We start from the raw sequence: 14483 nt of genomic DNA on the forward strand, positions 1-14483 counted from the left end.
TGAGCCTACGTTCGCGATATCCGCTCCATTGCCTCCATCGCCCGCTGCGTCGCATCTTCGACGCAGCAATCCACGACGACGCGTTCCGGCATCGCCCTCAACCACGTCAACTGACGCTTGCACAACTGCCGCGTCGCGAAGATGCCCTTGTCGCGCATCTCGTCGTAGCCGGTCGCGCCGTCGAGGTACTCCCACGCTTGCCGATAACCCACGCAGCGCATCGATGGCATCGACAGATCGAGATCGCCGCGCGCGCGCAGCCGCCTCACTTCGTCGATGAAACCTCGCGCGAGCATCGCATCGAAGCGCGCGGCGATACGCGCATGCAGCACCGCGCGATCGGACGGCTCCAGCGCGATCGGCACGAAGCGATACGGCGCATCGACATGCTGGGTGCGTGGTGCGGCGAGGAGCGTGGACATCGGCTGTCCAGTGAGCATGAAGATTTCGAGCGCGCGCTGGATGCGCTGCGAGTCGTTCGGCGCGAGCCGCGCGGCCGTTTGCGGATCGACCGTGGCGAGCCGCGCATGCAGCGCGGGCCAGCCGTCGCGTGCGGCATCGGCGTCGAGCGTGGCGCGCACGTCGGCATCGGCGGTGGGAAGATCGTTGAGGCCTTGTGTCAGCGCCTTGTAGTACAGCATCGTGCCGCCGACCAGCAACGGCACATTCCCCCGCGCGACGATCTCGCCGACGAGCCGCAACGCATCCGCGCGAAACTGCGCGGCGGAATAAGTCTCGGCGGGATCGATGATGTCGATCAGATGATGCGGCGCCGCCGCGCGCTCCACCGCGTCAGGCTTGGCCGTGCCGATATCCATCTCGCGATAGACGAGCGCCGAATCCACACTGACGATCTCGACCGGATGCCGCGCCGCGAAAGCGAGCGCCGCCGCCGTTTTTCCCGATGCAGTCGGCCCGAGCAGACAGGCCACACGCAAAGCGGTATCGCTCATTGTCCGCGCATGAAAAGGCGGTCGAGATCGGCGAGCGTGAGCTGAAACCACGTCGGCCGGCCGTGATTGCACTGATCGGCGCGCTCGGTCGCTTCCATCTGGCGCAGGAGCGCGTTCATCTCGTCGAGCGTGAGCCGGCGATTCGCGCGCACCGCGTTGTGGCACGCGAGCGTGCCCAGCAATTCGTGTTGACGCTCGGTGAGCACACGCGATCCGCCATAGGCCTGCAGGTCGGCGAGCACGGCGCGCGCGAGCGATTGCAGATCGGCGTCCTTCAGCAACGCGGGCACCGCGCGGATCGCGATCGATGTCGGCGACAGCACCGCGAGATCGAAGCCGAGCGCATCGAGCGTGTCGCGCTCTTCCTCGACGATGCCGATCTCGACCGGTTCGGCCGTCATCGACACGGGAATCAGGAGCGGCTGCACGGCGATCGCGCGATCGGCGAGCGCGTGCTTGAACTGCTCATAGAGAATGCGCTCGTGCGCCGCGTGCATATCGACGATCACGAGACCGCGCGCGTTTTGCGCCAGCACGTAGATGCCGTGAATCTGGCCGACGGCGAAACCGAGCGGCTGTTCGCCGGCGTGATCGAGCGCGCTGTCGTTTGCGATGACCGGCGCCGATGGCCGCTCGTCCACGCTCGGATAAGGCGTGTCGATGGCAGTCGTCGCGTTCGGCGTGCCCGCGCCGATGTCCTTGCGCCCAAAGAGCGCGTCATACAGCGCGAGCGGCTGCGCGACCGGCAACGTGCCTTGCGTCATGCGCGACTGGCGCATCCAGTTCGTGCCGTTCTCGCTTTTCAGATTGAGCGTGTCCGGCGCGCCCGCGAATGGCTTCGCGCTGAACGACGCTGGGCCGGTCGGCTGCAACTGCGCCGCGTGGCCGCCGGAAGTGGTCTCCGGCGAAGCGCCCGCGTGCCGCGCAAGTGCGCGTTGCACGGCGTGAAAGACGTACTGGTGAATCGAGCGCGAATCGCGAAAGCGCACTTCGATCTTCGACGGATGCACGTTCACATCGACGGATTCGGGCGGCAGATCGAGGAACAGCACGTACGCCGGATAGCGATTGCCGTGCAACACGTCCTCATACGCGGCGCGCACCGCGTGCGTGAGCAGCTTGTCGCGCACGAAGCGGCCGTTCACGAAGAAATACTGCTGGTCGGCGCGGCCGCGGCTCGCGGTCGGCAGGCCCGCGCAGCCGTAGACGGCGAGCGGCCCGGCGCGCTCGTCGAGCGGCAGATGCGCGGTTTCGAACACCTCGCCGAGAATCTTCGCGACGCGCGTGTGCGGATCGCTCGCGTTCCAGTGCTCGACGGCCTTGCCGTTATGCATCACCGAAATCGCGACGTCGGGCCGCGCGAGCGCCGTGCGGCGGATCACGTCGAGACAATGCCCGAGCTCGGTCTGCTCGCTCTTCAGGAACTTGCGGCGCGCGGGCGTGTTGAAGTACAGCTCGCGCACTTCCATCGTCGTGCCGACGGTGCCGGCCGCAGGCGAGATCGCGCCCGTCTGCGCGTCGATGCGCGTGGCGTGCGGGCAGCTATCGGTGCGGCTTGTGATGAACAGTTCGGCAACCGATGCGATCGATGCGATCGCTTCCCCGCGAAATCCCAGCGTCGCGACGGCTTCCAGTTCGGCGAGCGAGCGGATCTTGCTCGTCGCGTGGCGCATCAGCGCGAGCGGAAGCTCGTTCGGCGGAATGCCGCTGCCGTCGTCGGCGATCATGATGCGTTTCACGCCGCCTTCGTCGAGCGTGATGCGCAATGTTGTCGCGCCCGCGTCGAGCGCGTTTTCCAGCAATTCCTTGACGACCGACGCCGGCCGTTCCACCACCTCGCCCGCGGCGATCTGGCTGATGAGCTGGTCGGGCAGCGGGGCGATGGCACGCGAACGGCGCGCGCCGTCGGCGGTCAAATCGCCAGCGGAAGTTTCGTTGAGCTCGGACATGGCGAAATTATAACGATTCGCATCGTTTCGTCCGTTTCGTCCATTTCGTCCCGGACTGGCCGTCCATGCCCGCCAACGCACCGCACGATCACGCCGCGCTACGGTTTTTTAACCGGCCCGACGTACCGGTTCGGTATCATGACGCGACTCCCGCTTTCGATGCCGATGCGCCGCTTTTTCGGCGCCGGCTCAACTTTTTGAGGAAAGATTTTTGGATACGTTGCTGCAATTCCTGGGACTCATCCTTCACATCGACAAGTCGCTTGGTGTCTTCATCCAGAATTACGGCGCCTGGGTCTATGCGGTGCTGTTTCTGATCGTGTTCTGCGAAACCGGGCTCGTCGTGTTTCCGTTCCTGCCGGGCGATTCGCTGCTGTTTATCGGCGGAGCGTTCGCAGCGTCGCACGAGATGGATCTGGTCGCGCTGATCGTGCTGCTGCTCATCGCGGCGGTGACGGGCAACACGGTGAATTACTGGATCGGCCGCGCCATCGGGCCGAAAGTCTTCGACACGAACATTCCCGTGCTGGAGCGCTTCCTCGACCGGGCCGCGCTGCAGAAAACGCATAACTTCTATGAGAAGCACGGCGGCAAGACGATCGTGATTGCGCGTTTCGTGCCGGTCGTGCGGACTTTTGCGCCATTCGTCGCGGGCGTTTCGTCGATGAGTCACGCGCGCTTTCAGTTTTTCAATATTCTGGGCGCGCTCATCTGGGTGCTGCTGCTGGTGCTGCTCGGCTATTTCTTCGGCAACATTCCGTTCATCAAGCAGTATCTGAACGTGATCGTGCTGGTGGGGATTGGTGCAGCCGTCGTGCCGGTTGCGATCGGCGCGCTCTGGAAGATGAGCCGCCGCAATTCCAAGGCTTGAGCTTGAGGGAGTTCCGCGAGACCGCCGAATGCCGGTCTCGCGGGCGCTGCGCAGTGGCGTCAGGCGCGGCGGAACAGGCGGATGATGAAAAGCAGCACCACCGCGCCGACCACGGCCGTGATCAGCGTACCGAGGATGCCGCCGCCGAACGAGAGGCCGAGCTTGTCGAAGATCCATCCGCCGATCACGCCGCCGACGATGCCGACGAGAATATCCACGATCACGCCGAAGCCCGTGCCGTTCATGATGAGACCGGCGAGCCAGCCAGCGACGCCGCCGATGATCAGACTAAGGATGATTCCGTGTTGCATGATTTGCATGAGTTGAGACTCCTGTCGAATTGATGATTGCGGGATGCAGTCGAAACCCGCATCCGGGCGCGGGCAATGTAGCGGAAATGTCCGTGACAGTGGCCCGTCAAATGTCAAGGATTGTCAATCTGGGTGAGCGTCGATGAACCGGACGACCGGCGACGCATGAACGCGGCCATTTACGTCAAAAATTTAGAATGCCAAAGCGTTTGGTCGGCCATTTTGCTGGGTGTGTCGTTTAGGTCACTGTGGCGAATTTGCTTCTGCAATGTTTTATGCTGGCGGGATCGTGTTTCTTCGGTATTTGAGAAGTGTGTGTGGTGAGCGGATGCGCGCGATGTCCGGACTGTGGATCGCGCTTGCATTCATGGCGCTGGCGTCCGGCTGTGGCATTCTCCGATGCGGCGGAACAGCGGTGTACGGGGTGGCGATAAGCGTCTGCGCGTAATGAAAACGCCGCGCCGACGAGCGCAACCGGCAAGTTGAAATAGTTCAAGACGACAAGCATGAGAAAGCTGGTGGTGATGCACAAGGAAGGTTTCGTAGCCGATTCGCGCGGGGCGATCGCGGGCCTGGCGCTCGTGGCGGCGACGGCGGCGGGATTGGCGGGCTGCACGTCGACGCCGCGCACGCCCGCGCCGATCATCGAAAATTCGGCGTTGAGCGCGCCGCCGGTCGTGCAGGGCACGTCGCCCGGCGTGACGCCCGCGCCGGTCGTGCCGCTCGGACCCACGGTTGCCGCGCCGGTCGAGCCAGGCTTTTATCGCGTGAAACCGGGCGACACGCTCTATGGCATTTCGCGCAACTTCAAGCAGAAGCCCGCCGATCTCGCTAAGTGGAACACGCTGCCGGAAAGCAGGCAGGTGAACGTCGGGCAGGTGTTGCGTGTCGCGCCGCCGGGCGCATCGACGACGGCTTCGGCGACGGCGGCAGCATCGGCGGCCACGTCGAAGACGGCGCAGCCGCCGCTTTTGCCGACTCCGGAGAAATCGACACCGGAGAAATCGGCGGCGCAGAAGCCCGCGGCCGAAAAGCCCGCTGCGGCGAACGAAGAGCGTCCAGCCGCTGTCACCGCGACCGCGCCGAAGGGCACCTTTGTGTGGCCCGTTCACGGCGACGTCGTGCGCAAGTTCGGCGCGAGCGGCAACAAGGGCATCGATATCGAGGGCAAGGTCGGACAGCCGGTCAAGGCGGCGGCGTCGGGCAAGGTGGTGTACGCGGGCAGCGGCTTGCGTTCCTATGGGCGCATGATCATCGTCAAGCATGGCAACGACTATCTGACCGCCTACGCATACAACGAGAAACTGCTCGTGAAGGAAGGCGACACCGTGAAGCAGGGCGCCACCATCGCGGACATGGGCACCGGACCGAGCGGCACGCCGTCGTTGCATTTCGAAGTGAGAAAGTCGGGTGCGGCCGTCGATCCGATGCCGCTGCTCGGCGCGGCGGGTGGCTGATCCGGCGCGGCAGGAAGGGGATAGAAGGTGAAGAAGATCGTAATCGCCGCGCTGGCCGCGGCTTCGTTGACATCGCTTCTTTCGGGATGCGATCAGCAGCAGAGCGAGGAAGGGTTGAACAAGCTCAAGGCATTCTTCAATGCAGTGAAGCCGGATAACCTGCTGCTCAAGAACCTGCAGCCCGGCGTCACGACCGAGGCGCAGATCCGCGATCAGATGGGCGAGCCTGAAACCGAGCGCGCCTTCACCGACGGCAGCAAGCGCCTGGAATATCCGCGCGGTCCGGCGGGAACCAGCACGTATATGGTCGATATCGATTCGGACGGCCTCTTCGTCTCCGTGACGCAGGTGCTGACCGCGGAGAACTTCGCGAAGGTGCGGCCCGGCATGACGATGGACGAAGTGCGAAGACTGCTCGGCAAGCCGACTGAGATCGCGGAATATCGCCTGAAGAAGGAGCGCGTCTGGAGCTGGCACTGGCTCGAAGACGGCGTGAATCAGGACGCGATGTTCAACGCGCACTTCGGTCCTGACGGCATCGTCGTGACGACCTCACGCTCCGAAGCGATCCGCGGCGGCCAGCGCTGACACCAAGCACGAGAACGATGAGCGATTACGTCATCTGCAACACGCGCCTTCGTCTGATGGACGAGGCGTCGCGTTATCGCGATCAGATGCTGCGCGATTCCGGCGAAAAAGCGCTCACTCGCTGGGAGTGCGACCGCGGGCATCGCTGGGACAGGACGGTCGGCGTCGCGCAGAACGTGCGCTGCATGAATTGCACGGCCGAGCGGCTCGAACGTGAGACGAAGCGCCTGCGCGAAGTGGCGCAGGTGCGCGGCGGCGCGTTGCTCTCGCGCCGCTATGTCGATGCTGCGACGCCATTGCGCTGGACATGCGCATACGGCCACGTGTGGGACGCGCTCCCCGACAAGGCGTCGCGTCACTGGTGCGTCGAATGCGCCGAAAGCCTTTTCGCGGACTTCCGCTGAGCGCTTCTCAGACGCCGTTCAGCGCCGCCACCAGTTCGTCCGTCGTCAGCAGTGCGTGCGCATAGGTGCGCGCGTTGATCTCATGAGCGGCATGCAGCGCTTCGTCGGAGAAGGCGGCGGTCGCGTCGCGCACCAGCGTCACGTGATAGCCGAGCTCGGCGGCGAAACGTCCCGTCGCTTCGATGCACGTGTTCGCGACCAGCCCGATCAGAATCACGTGCGACACGCCGCGCTGCTTCAGCAGGAAATCGAGGTCGGTGTTGGCGAAGCCGCTGCTCATCCAGTGTTCCTTGACGATCGTGTCGCCCGGATGCGGCGCGAAGTCGGGAAACCATTCGCCGCCCCATGTGCCTTTGCCGAAGATGAGCGACTTCGCCGCCGTCTGCAGATACGGCGTCGGATGCGTCCACGTATCGATGTCGCCCGGCTCGAAACGGCGATGCGGCACGATGAACACAGGCAGCCCGAGCGCGCGCACTGCCGACGTCACGCGCTTCAGGTTTTCATGCAGATGCGCCGCATTGCGCGTCTGCGCGACGCGTGGCCAGAGCTTGCCGCCATCGGCTAGAAAGTCGTTATAGGGGTCTACGAACAGCAGAGCCGTGCGGTCCTTCGGATAGGCGCTCATCGTCTGTCTCCGCTCGCAACAGTGAGAAGCGCGCGAACGCGCGCCGTCTCATGTTACGCGCGCATCGCGACGAAATCCGAAACCGTGCGACACCACGGATACCGCAAAAGAAAAAGCCGGCGGCTGCCGGCTTTTGAGCTTCTTTGTTGGGGCGCTGGCCTCTTTCGCCTGCTACTCGCCGCGTCGTCGATAAAAACTCGCGCTTTGGTTTTTTGTTCTCGCGCTTCGCTTTTACCCGTCACCCGGTCGAGTGCCGCCCATCCTGTTCGTCGGTCTCTCAGCGCGTTTTGCTGCTTCCCCCCGTGCGCTGGAATAAGTATTGCCAAGCGCCATTCCTAAGAATGTACGGTTGCAAACACATCCGCAATTGATAAGCACATTGAGGGAAAGTACTGATCCCGTCGCGATATTCAGCCCGCCGACGACACCGCCTGCGCGTGCCCGATGTCCGAACGCATGTTCGCCGCGACGAGCGATTGAGTGACCATGCGCGCTTCGGCCTGAGCGATGTGCTCGAGCGTCGCGACTTCGAGTTGCTCCGACAACACGGCGAGCGCGGCGCACAGGCGCGCGTGTTCGTCGGCGTTGAGCGTCCAGGCGCCGTCGGCGGAATGACGCGCATCCAGTTCGACCAGCGCCTCGTGCGCGAGCGTGATGTCGTCTTCGAATTCCGGCGCGTGGCCGAGCTGGCACAGCTCTTCCGCGACCAGCATATGACGGCACAACGTCATGAAGAGCGGCTGCGAGCCGTGTCCGCGATCGAACGCGTCGAGCGCCGCATAGCAACGCAGCAGCATCGCGTCGATCATCGGTTCGCGCGCCGCGCGGCTGTACGTCAGCGCGCGCAAGAGCGGCGACATCGCGGGACGGGCGGATTTCATGTTCGTCGATTTCTTCTTCACGGCAGGGCTCCCGAAAGAGGTGTTCGCGCGGGCCGGCACAGTCTGCTGCGCCGGGACGCTGTATTTGCTGGATGCGTTTGACGTGGAAAGCATCATCGCACCGGAAAATTAGCTCTGTCTTAAGGCGCGCGACCGCTCGCTCAGGCGGGCGTCAGCGTTTCGCCGGACACGTGCACCTTTTGGCCGACCGCCACGCCCGGCGCGGCTTCGTAGTTGAAGCTGCGCACGCTGCCGTCGTTCATGCGCACCTGCACCTGATAGGTCGTCGACTTGTGAACCACGTGTTCGATTTGGTTCCCGGCCAGGCCGCCGCCGATCGCGCCGATGATCGTCGCCGCCGTGCGTCCGCGGCCATTGCCGATCTGCGTGCCCGCGAGCCCGCCGACCACCGCGCCGCCGATCGCGCCGATGCCGGTCGTCGGCTGCGCGGCCTGCACGGCGTTGACGGCGGTCACTTCGCCGGCGTACGGGTCGTAGGCGGGCGCGGGACTCGGCGTATAGGACGTGCTTTCCTGAACCGGCGCGGGCCGGTGCACCGGCGTCGGATGATGTCCGCGCACGGCGCGCGGCAGCGACGCGGGCTGCTGAGCCGCGGTCGGCGAAGCCTGCGTGACAGGCACGGCCTTGGCCGTCTGGGCATCGACGAGCGGTGAAGCCGTGACCGTCGTGGCGGTCGCCTTCGACGACGGCAGGAGGCCTGTCATCGCCGCGACGCCGGTGCCGCACGCGAGGATGATCGACACGGCGGCTGCCGCGACGAGCGGATGAATGCGGGACGGCTTCGTTTGAATCTCGGGAACGGCGTTCATGGCAAGCGACTCCTGGGGGTGCCTGCCAGCTATAACGCCGCCCGACGCAGGCGGTGCACGCGATTGCTGTGACATTTGTAAGCAAACGTCGCAGCGCGCACGGTTTCGAATCGGCTTAGGGCGAATACATATGTTGCAGTAATTTTGTTAATGGCAACATATGTATCACTTCACAAGGAACGAGGTCGTCATGAAATCCACGCCGCTGCTCGCATCGTCTGTCGCGTTCGCCGCGCTATCGCTCGTCACGGGCGCGAGCTACGGCCAGGACGGGCAGCCGACGCTCGCGAAGATTCAGAGCGTCAACCTGATCGCGATCGGCCATCGCGAAACGTCGGTGCCGTTCTCTTATGTCGATGCGAACAACAACGTCGTCGGCTTTTCGCAGGACTTGTGCAACAAGGTGATCGATGCGGTCAAGGCGAAGACGAAGCACCCTGATTTACGCGTGCGCTTCATTCCGGTGACGTCGCAGAACCGCATCTCGCTCGTGCAGAACGGCACGGTCGATCTCGAATGCGGCGTGACGACCAATCTCGTGTCGCGGCAGAACCAGGTCGCGTTTTCCGACACATTCTTCGTCGCGACGACGCGCCTGCTCACGAAGAAGGATTCGGGCATCAAGGATTTTCCCGATCTCGCGGGCAAGACCGTGGTGACGAATCAGGGCACGACGTCGGAGCGCATTCTTCGCAAGATGAACGAAGAGAAGAAGATGAACATGAGCATCATCAGCGCGAAGGACTACGGCGAAGGACGCGCGACGCTCGAAACCGGGCGCGCGGTCGCGTACATGATGGACGACGTGCTGCTCGCGGGCACGCGCTCGCTGACCGCGAAGCCGTCGGACTGGGTGCTCGTCGGCACGCCGCAGTCGTCGGAGGCGTACGGCTTCATGATGCGCAAGGATGATCCGGAATTCAAAAAGCTCGTCGATGATGCGATGAGCCAGGTGATGAAGGGCCCCGAGATCAAAACGATGTACGACAAGTGGTTCATGAAGCCCGTCCCGCCGAAGAACATCAACTTCGACTTTCCGATGAGCGAGACGATGCAGAAGCTCTACGCCGAGCCGAACGACAAGGCGTTCGAGTGACGATGCTTACTCGGCGAAGGGCAGCTCGGTCTGCCCTTCGGCGCGCATGCCGAAGGTATTGAGCGTCATCGCGACGAGCGCGTAGTAGCCCAGCAAGCCGACGAGATTCACGACGACCGTATGACCGAAGCGCGCGACGGCGGCGTCGTAGGTCGCATCGCTCACGCGCTTCGTTTCGTAGAGTTCGGTCGCGAAATCGAAGATGAGTTTGTCGTCGGCATCGGCGAAAGCGGGCGTGTGGCCGCAGCGCAGGGCTTCGGCGATATCGGCGGGCAGGCCGGCGTCGAGCGCGATCGGATGATGGATGTGCCATTCCGCCTGGGAGCGCCAGCGCGCCGCGGTCACGAGAATCGCGAGTTCGGAAAGCCGCAGCGGCAGGCCCGTTTTGTAGCGACAGAATGCGCCGAGTTTCTGCGCGTTCTGCGCGAGTTCGGGGCTGAAGATCCAGCCGAGAAACGGGCCGTTGAGATTGCCGCGCGGGCCGCTCAGGATGTCCTGCAGCACAGCCTTTTGTTCGTCGGATGCGGCGGCGGGCTGGAAGTCGGGGAGTCGTTTGCTCATGATCGTACTCATGCGATAGCGGAAAGCGCGCCGTCGATGGCATCGGAAAGCCGCTCGACGATCGTCTCGATCTGTTCGGCCGTGGTGATGAACGGCGGCGCGATGAGCACATGATCGCCGATGCGGCCATCGACGGTGCCGCCCATCGGATAGACCATGAGGCCGCGCTTCATCGCCTCGCTCTTGATGACGGTGTGCAGCTTGTGCTTCGGATCGAACGGCGTCTTGCTCTCGCGATCCCGCACCAGTTCGACGCCGGTGAAGAGTCCGCGCCCGCGCACATCGCCGATGAACGGGTGATTCGCCTGACGCTCGCGCAGCAGCATGCGCAACTGCTCGCCGCGCGCCTTCACGTTGTCGAGCAGTTTGTCTTCGGCGATGACGTGTTGCACTTCGAGCGCCGCCGCGCACGCCGTCGCGTGACCGATATACGTGTGCCCGTGCTGGAAGAAGCCCGAGCCGCCGACGATCGTGTCGAACATCTCGTTGCTGACGAGCGTCGCGCCGATCGGCTGATAGCCCGCGCCGAGACCCTTCGCGATCGCGAGAATATCGGGCGATACGCCGTCTTCCTCGCACGCGAACAGATAACCGGTGCGGCCCATGCCGGACATCACTTCGTCCAGGATCAGCAGCACGCCGTACTTATCGCAGACCGCGCGGATCTTGCGGAAGTACTCGCGCACCGGCGGCACCGCGCCCGCCGTCGCACCGACGACCGTTTCCGCGACGAACGCCGCCACCGATTCCGCGCCGAGTTCGAGAATCTTCGCTTCGAGTTCGTCGGCGAGGCGTTGCGCGAAGACTTCGTCGGTTTCGCCCGCTCGTTGCTCGCGATACGCGAAGCAGGGTGTGACGTGATGCGCCTCGATCAGGATCGGCAGGAACGGCTCGCGACGCCATGCGTTGCCGCCGATAGCGAGCGCGCCGAGCGTGTTGCCGTGATAGCTCTGCCGCCGGGCGATGAAATGCCGCCGTTCGGACTGGCCTTTCTCGACGAAATACTGGCGCGCGAGTTTGAGCGCGGCTTCCATGGCTTCCGAACCGCCGGACACGAAATAGACGTGACCGAGATTCTTCGGCGCGGCTTCGACGAGCAGGTCCGCGAGCGCTTCGGCGGGCTCCGTCGTGAAGAACGACGTGTGCGCGTAGGGCAATTGCTGCACCTGGCGCTGGATCGCATCGATCACGCGCGGATGACTGTGACCGAGACACGAGACGGCCGCGCCGCCGCATGCGTCGATATAGCGCTTGCCGGTCGAATCGACGATCTCGATGCCGTCGCCGCGCACGGCGACGGGAAGCTTGGCGCGCGGCGCGCGATGAAATACCGTGGACATGATCCCTGCCTTTTGAATGCGCTCGCAACACGCGATGTGTGCATTTAACGCTTCAACAACATTTGTTGTCAAGTGCGCGTGCGTCGGCAACGTGTTGCGCGCCCGGTCAGCTCGCCGCGTAGGCGCCTTGCGAGTGCAGCGCGGCTTCGGCCTGCTCCAGATTGGCGACTGCATCCTTGCCTTCGAGCGCGAGCAGATGCGCGACGAGCATTTCCGCCAGCGCCGACGCCGCGACGAGCGACGGAAAAAACGACGGCGATTCGTGCGAGAAGATCAGCGTGTGATCCGCATTCAACGCGATGGGCGACACGGCGCTGTCCGTGAGCGCGATGAGTTTCGCGCCGCGTTCGATCGCCGCCTGCGCGACGCGCACGGCTTCGACGGAATACGGCGCGAAGCTGACGACAACCACGGCGTGCCGCTTTTCGATGCCGCGCAACTGCATTTCAAGCGTGCCGGCCTCGCCGTTGACGAGGCTCACTGACGGCCGGAACAGGCGATAGCCGTAGAGCAGGCTGAACGCGACGGGATAACACGAACGAAAGCCCGCGACGTGGACATGCGGCGCCTTCTTCAGCGTCTTCGCCGCATCGACGACGCTCGCAGCGTTTTGCGCGAGCGTGAGATCGAGGTTGTGCGATTGCGCTTGCGCGAGATCGCGGCTCAGGTGATTGTCGGCGCCGCTTTTGACGAGCGAGCGGGCGCGCGTCGTCAGCGGTTCGGGACGTGTGCGGACGCGACTCACGAAGATTTCGCGCAGCTCGTTCCAGCCGGGAAAGCCGAGTTGTTGCGACAGACGGACCATCGCGGCGGGTTGGACCTTCGCGCGTTCGGCGACCTTGCGCATCGAGAGGACGGCGACCTCGTCGGGATAGTCGAGAAGGAACGCGGCGCCGGCCTGGAATTGCGGGCTCAGGTCGGGGAAACGATCGCGGATGGTCGCGGCGAGTTGGTCGAAGGTGGGCACGTTCTAGATGCTTGAGGAAGCGGATGCACTATTTAAGCATGAGGGCGATGGGGAACGAGGAAAGCAAGGCCGCTGATCTGCAGGAACAGCGGCTCTTTCTTGAAGCTGGTCGCGAATGCCATCGAAGCAATGCCAAAATAAATGGTTGCCTATTTGCAGCGATTGCAGGAGATCAAGGCGTGATAAATTACCTATCTTCTGATAAATCTAATATTCCGAGTATGGCCGCAATCGTCCCGTCGCTTTCCTCATGCGTGGGCAAAATGCAAGACAAAGCGACTTAAAAGCTGGATGAATGCGAAGGGGCTGAATGGCAAGGTCGATGCCCGCAGTTTTCATGGCTGGTGTCGTAACCAGTTGGTTACTTATCATCAACCCCTTCCCACTGAACAGGGTGCCGATTTTTTCCCTGCGGTGGTCCAACGTGTCATCGAATGCGTCGATCGTGGCCATATACCCGCTGCGCAGTACGGTGCGATTTTGATCGACGAGGGGCATGACTTCCAGCCGGCATGGTTCAAACTAGTGGTGCAAATGGTGTCGCCCGACAGTAACCGACTGCTGGTGCTTTACGACGATGCGCAGTCGATCTTCAATCGAGCAAGTCATCGCGGATTCAGCTTCAAGAGCGTCGGCGTTCAGGCCCAAGGGCGAACGACGATCCTGAAGATCAATTACCGCAATACGCGGCAGATCCTCGAACTGGCCGCTCTGATCGCAAAAGACATCCTCGACCCGAAGGCGACCGACGACGACGGCGTGCCGCTGATCCGTCCGGTCAGTTGTGGGCGAGAGGGACCTCGACCGCTGTTGATCAAGCTTCCGTCGCTTCGGGACGAGGCCTCGGAAGTCGCGCGCCGTCTCGCTCAGGCGCATCAGCAAGGCGTTGCGTGGCAGGACATGGCGGTGGTGTATCGAACGTGGTCGGTTGGCCAGGTTTGCGTCGATGCATTAGACCGGGCCAAGATCCCCTACCAGTGGCAGCAGCAAAACAAGAAGTCGTACTCGCCGACCGCTGACATGGTAACCGTCCTCACCATGCATGCCAGCAAAGGTCTGGAATACCCCTTCGTCGCCATTCCGGGCGTGGGGTTGCTTTCGGCTGCGGAAGACGACCTGGAGCAGGAGGCACGACTGTTCTACATTGCCGCTACGCGCTCGACCAACCAGCTCGTGGTTACGGGCAGCGGCGATTCATTGTTCATGCAGCGACTATTTCCTGATACAGCGTCGGTCCCCGCGTGATACGCACACCGACCGGCTGGGCGGCGGACGAGGCCTGAAGGCCTCGTGCCGGCGCGTGTTTCAAGCTTGTCGGGTGTCTGATCTAACGGGTCTTGTATGCGAACTCTGGTTCTCACTTCGACAAGAACCTGTTGAAGCGATCCCATCGCATCGCAAGCTTGAACATCTTCAGCGCCTTGTCGGTAATGTGGCGGCGGTTGATATCTCTTAGTGAGTCGAGGCGAAAAAAAAGCGGCTCACATCGCTGTGAGCCGCTCTACATCTGGTGGCGAATCAGGGACTCGAACCCCGGACCTGCGGATTATGATTCCGTCGCTCTAACCGACTGAGCTAATTCGCCGAAAGAAGACGAGATTATGGCGAGCGTCGTACAGGCTGTCAACCCCTTCCACGCGAATTCTT

The 14483-nt window shown here is 63.2% G+C and carries 15 protein-coding genes, 1 tRNA gene and 1 pseudogene; 7 read left to right on the forward strand and 10 right to left on the reverse strand.

Annotation, left to right across the window (positions count from 1 at the left end):
- Positions 1 to 5 precede the first annotated feature (5 nt).
- Positions 6 to 953: a tRNA (adenosine(37)-N6)-dimethylallyltransferase MiaA gene (gene miaA / locus PQR08_RS13125; RefSeq protein WP_408161373.1), complete on the reverse strand. Its 948-nt coding sequence runs from the start codon at positions 951 to 953 to the stop codon at positions 6 to 8.
- A pseudogene (gene mutL / locus PQR08_RS13130) lies at positions 950 to 2851 on the reverse strand (DNA mismatch repair endonuclease MutL); the annotation flags it as partial. The gene miaA and the pseudogene mutL, both read right to left, overlap by 4 nt.
- 262 nt (positions 2852 to 3113) lie before the next feature.
- On the opposite strand from mutL, the gene PQR08_RS13135 reads away from it, so the two are divergent.
- Positions 3114 to 3773: a DedA family protein gene (locus PQR08_RS13135; RefSeq protein WP_187607567.1), complete on the forward strand. Its 660-nt coding sequence runs from the start codon at positions 3114 to 3116 to the stop codon at positions 3771 to 3773.
- Between the two features lie 59 nt (positions 3774 to 3832).
- Here PQR08_RS13135 and PQR08_RS13140 read toward each other — a convergent pair whose 3' ends face one another.
- On the reverse strand, positions 3833 to 4084 hold the full coding sequence (locus tag PQR08_RS13140; protein ID WP_238210517.1) for a GlsB/YeaQ/YmgE family stress response membrane protein: 252 nt from the start codon (positions 4082 to 4084) through the stop codon (positions 3833 to 3835).
- 506 nt (positions 4085 to 4590) lie between these two features.
- Between PQR08_RS13140 and PQR08_RS13145 the strand changes: the two genes are divergently transcribed.
- Genes PQR08_RS13145 through PQR08_RS13155 form a run of 3 tightly spaced genes read left to right on the forward strand, consistent with a single transcriptional unit; the run spans position 4591 to position 6533 of the window.
- Positions 4591 to 5541, forward strand: a complete 951-nt coding sequence (locus PQR08_RS13145; RefSeq protein WP_408161375.1) for a peptidoglycan DD-metalloendopeptidase family protein — start codon at positions 4591 to 4593, stop codon at positions 5539 to 5541.
- A 27-nt stretch (positions 5542 to 5568) separates the two neighbouring features.
- Positions 5569 to 6129, forward strand: coding sequence for an outer membrane protein assembly factor BamE domain-containing protein (gene bamE / locus PQR08_RS13150; RefSeq protein WP_187607569.1), 561 nt, complete (start codon positions 5569 to 5571; stop codon positions 6127 to 6129).
- A 17-nt stretch (positions 6130 to 6146) separates the two neighbouring features.
- Positions 6147 to 6533, forward strand: coding sequence for a hypothetical protein (locus PQR08_RS13155; RefSeq protein ID WP_187607570.1), 387 nt, complete (start codon positions 6147 to 6149; stop codon positions 6531 to 6533).
- Positions 6534 to 6540: 7 nt separating this feature from the next.
- On the opposite strand, the gene PQR08_RS13160 is transcribed toward PQR08_RS13155, so the two are convergent.
- Positions 6541 to 7161: a cysteine hydrolase family protein gene (locus PQR08_RS13160; RefSeq protein WP_187607571.1), complete on the reverse strand. Its 621-nt coding sequence runs from the start codon at positions 7159 to 7161 to the stop codon at positions 6541 to 6543.
- A 410-nt stretch (positions 7162 to 7571) separates the two neighbouring features.
- On the reverse strand, positions 7572 to 8063 hold the full coding sequence (locus PQR08_RS13165; RefSeq protein WP_408161376.1) for a hypothetical protein: 492 nt from the start codon (positions 8061 to 8063) through the stop codon (positions 7572 to 7574).
- On the opposite strand from PQR08_RS13165, the gene PQR08_RS13170 reads away from it, so the two are divergent.
- Positions 8041 to 8175 (forward strand): hypothetical protein, encoded by a 135-nt coding sequence (locus tag PQR08_RS13170; RefSeq protein WP_408161377.1) that lies wholly within the window; start codon positions 8041 to 8043, stop codon positions 8173 to 8175. The two genes, PQR08_RS13165 and PQR08_RS13170, sit on opposite strands and share 23 nt — an antisense overlap.
- 28 nt (positions 8176 to 8203) lie before the next feature.
- Here PQR08_RS13170 and PQR08_RS13175 read toward each other — a convergent pair whose 3' ends face one another.
- Positions 8204 to 8872 (reverse strand): glycine zipper 2TM domain-containing protein, encoded by a 669-nt coding sequence (locus tag PQR08_RS13175; RefSeq protein WP_408161378.1) that lies wholly within the window; start codon positions 8870 to 8872, stop codon positions 8204 to 8206.
- A gap of 190 nt (positions 8873 to 9062) precedes the next feature.
- Here PQR08_RS13175 and PQR08_RS13180 point away from each other — a divergent pair, with 190 nt between their 5' ends.
- Positions 9063 to 9968: a glutamate/aspartate ABC transporter substrate-binding protein gene (locus PQR08_RS13180; RefSeq protein ID WP_238209832.1), complete on the forward strand. Its 906-nt coding sequence runs from the start codon at positions 9063 to 9065 to the stop codon at positions 9966 to 9968.
- A 6-nt stretch (positions 9969 to 9974) separates the two neighbouring features.
- On the opposite strand, the gene PQR08_RS13185 is transcribed toward PQR08_RS13180, so the two are convergent.
- From PQR08_RS13185 to PQR08_RS13195, 3 genes are all read right to left on the reverse strand, one after another.
- Positions 9975 to 10529 (reverse strand): carboxymuconolactone decarboxylase family protein, encoded by a 555-nt coding sequence (locus PQR08_RS13185; RefSeq protein ID WP_408161379.1) that lies wholly within the window; start codon positions 10527 to 10529, stop codon positions 9975 to 9977.
- 8 nt (positions 10530 to 10537) lie between these two features.
- The gene (locus PQR08_RS13190; protein WP_408161380.1) at positions 10538 to 11869 is read right to left on the reverse strand and encodes an aspartate aminotransferase family protein; all 1332 of its coding nucleotides are present in this window, start codon (positions 11867 to 11869) and stop codon (positions 10538 to 10540) included.
- A gap of 106 nt (positions 11870 to 11975) precedes the next feature.
- The gene (locus PQR08_RS13195) at positions 11976 to 12836 is read right to left on the reverse strand and encodes a MurR/RpiR family transcriptional regulator (protein WP_408161381.1); all 861 of its coding nucleotides are present in this window, start codon (positions 12834 to 12836) and stop codon (positions 11976 to 11978) included.
- A 291-nt stretch (positions 12837 to 13127) separates the two neighbouring features.
- Here PQR08_RS13195 and PQR08_RS13200 point away from each other — a divergent pair, with 291 nt between their 5' ends.
- On the forward strand, positions 13128 to 14081 hold the full coding sequence (locus tag PQR08_RS13200; protein WP_408161382.1) for a DEAD/DEAH box helicase: 954 nt from the start codon (positions 13128 to 13130) through the stop codon (positions 14079 to 14081).
- A 263-nt stretch (positions 14082 to 14344) separates the two neighbouring features.
- Here PQR08_RS13200 and PQR08_RS13205 read toward each other — a convergent pair.
- Positions 14345 to 14421: transfer RNA gene (locus PQR08_RS13205), tRNA-Met, on the reverse strand.
- Between the last annotated feature and the right edge of the window lie 62 nt (positions 14422 to 14483).

The organism is Caballeronia jiangsuensis (genome assembly GCF_046030135.1).
Lineage (GTDB): Bacteria > Pseudomonadota > Gammaproteobacteria > Burkholderiales > Burkholderiaceae > Caballeronia > Caballeronia jiangsuensis.

Coding starts and splice junctions, on each gene's coding strand:
- miaA (WP_408161373.1), bottom strand. CDS start 953: ATGAGCGATACCGCTTTGCGTGTGGCCTGTCTGCTCGGGCCGACTGCA.
- PQR08_RS13140 (WP_238210517.1), bottom strand. CDS start 4,084: ATGCAACACGGAATCATCCTTAGTCTGATCATCGGCGGCGTCGCTGGC.
- PQR08_RS13145 (WP_408161375.1), top strand. CDS start 4,591: ATGAGAAAGCTGGTGGTGATGCACAAGGAAGGTTTCGTAGCCGATTCG.
- PQR08_RS13155 (WP_187607570.1), top strand. CDS start 6,147: ATGAGCGATTACGTCATCTGCAACACGCGCCTTCGTCTGATGGACGAG.
- PQR08_RS13160 (WP_187607571.1), bottom strand. CDS start 7,161: ATGAGCGCCTATCCGAAGGACCGCACGGCTCTGCTGTTCGTAGACCCC.
- PQR08_RS13170 (WP_408161377.1), top strand. CDS start 8,041: ATGTTCGTCGATTTCTTCTTCACGGCAGGGCTCCCGAAAGAGGTGTTC.
- PQR08_RS13175 (WP_408161378.1), bottom strand. CDS start 8,872: ATGAACGCCGTTCCCGAGATTCAAACGAAGCCGTCCCGCATTCATCCG.
- PQR08_RS13180 (WP_238209832.1), top strand. CDS start 9,063: ATGAAATCCACGCCGCTGCTCGCATCGTCTGTCGCGTTCGCCGCGCTA.
- PQR08_RS13185 (WP_408161379.1), bottom strand. CDS start 10,529: ATGAGCAAACGACTCCCCGACTTCCAGCCCGCCGCCGCATCCGACGAA.
- PQR08_RS13190 (WP_408161380.1), bottom strand. CDS start 11,869: ATGTCCACGGTATTTCATCGCGCGCCGCGCGCCAAGCTTCCCGTCGCC.
- PQR08_RS13200 (WP_408161382.1), top strand. CDS start 13,128: ATGAATGCGAAGGGGCTGAATGGCAAGGTCGATGCCCGCAGTTTTCAT.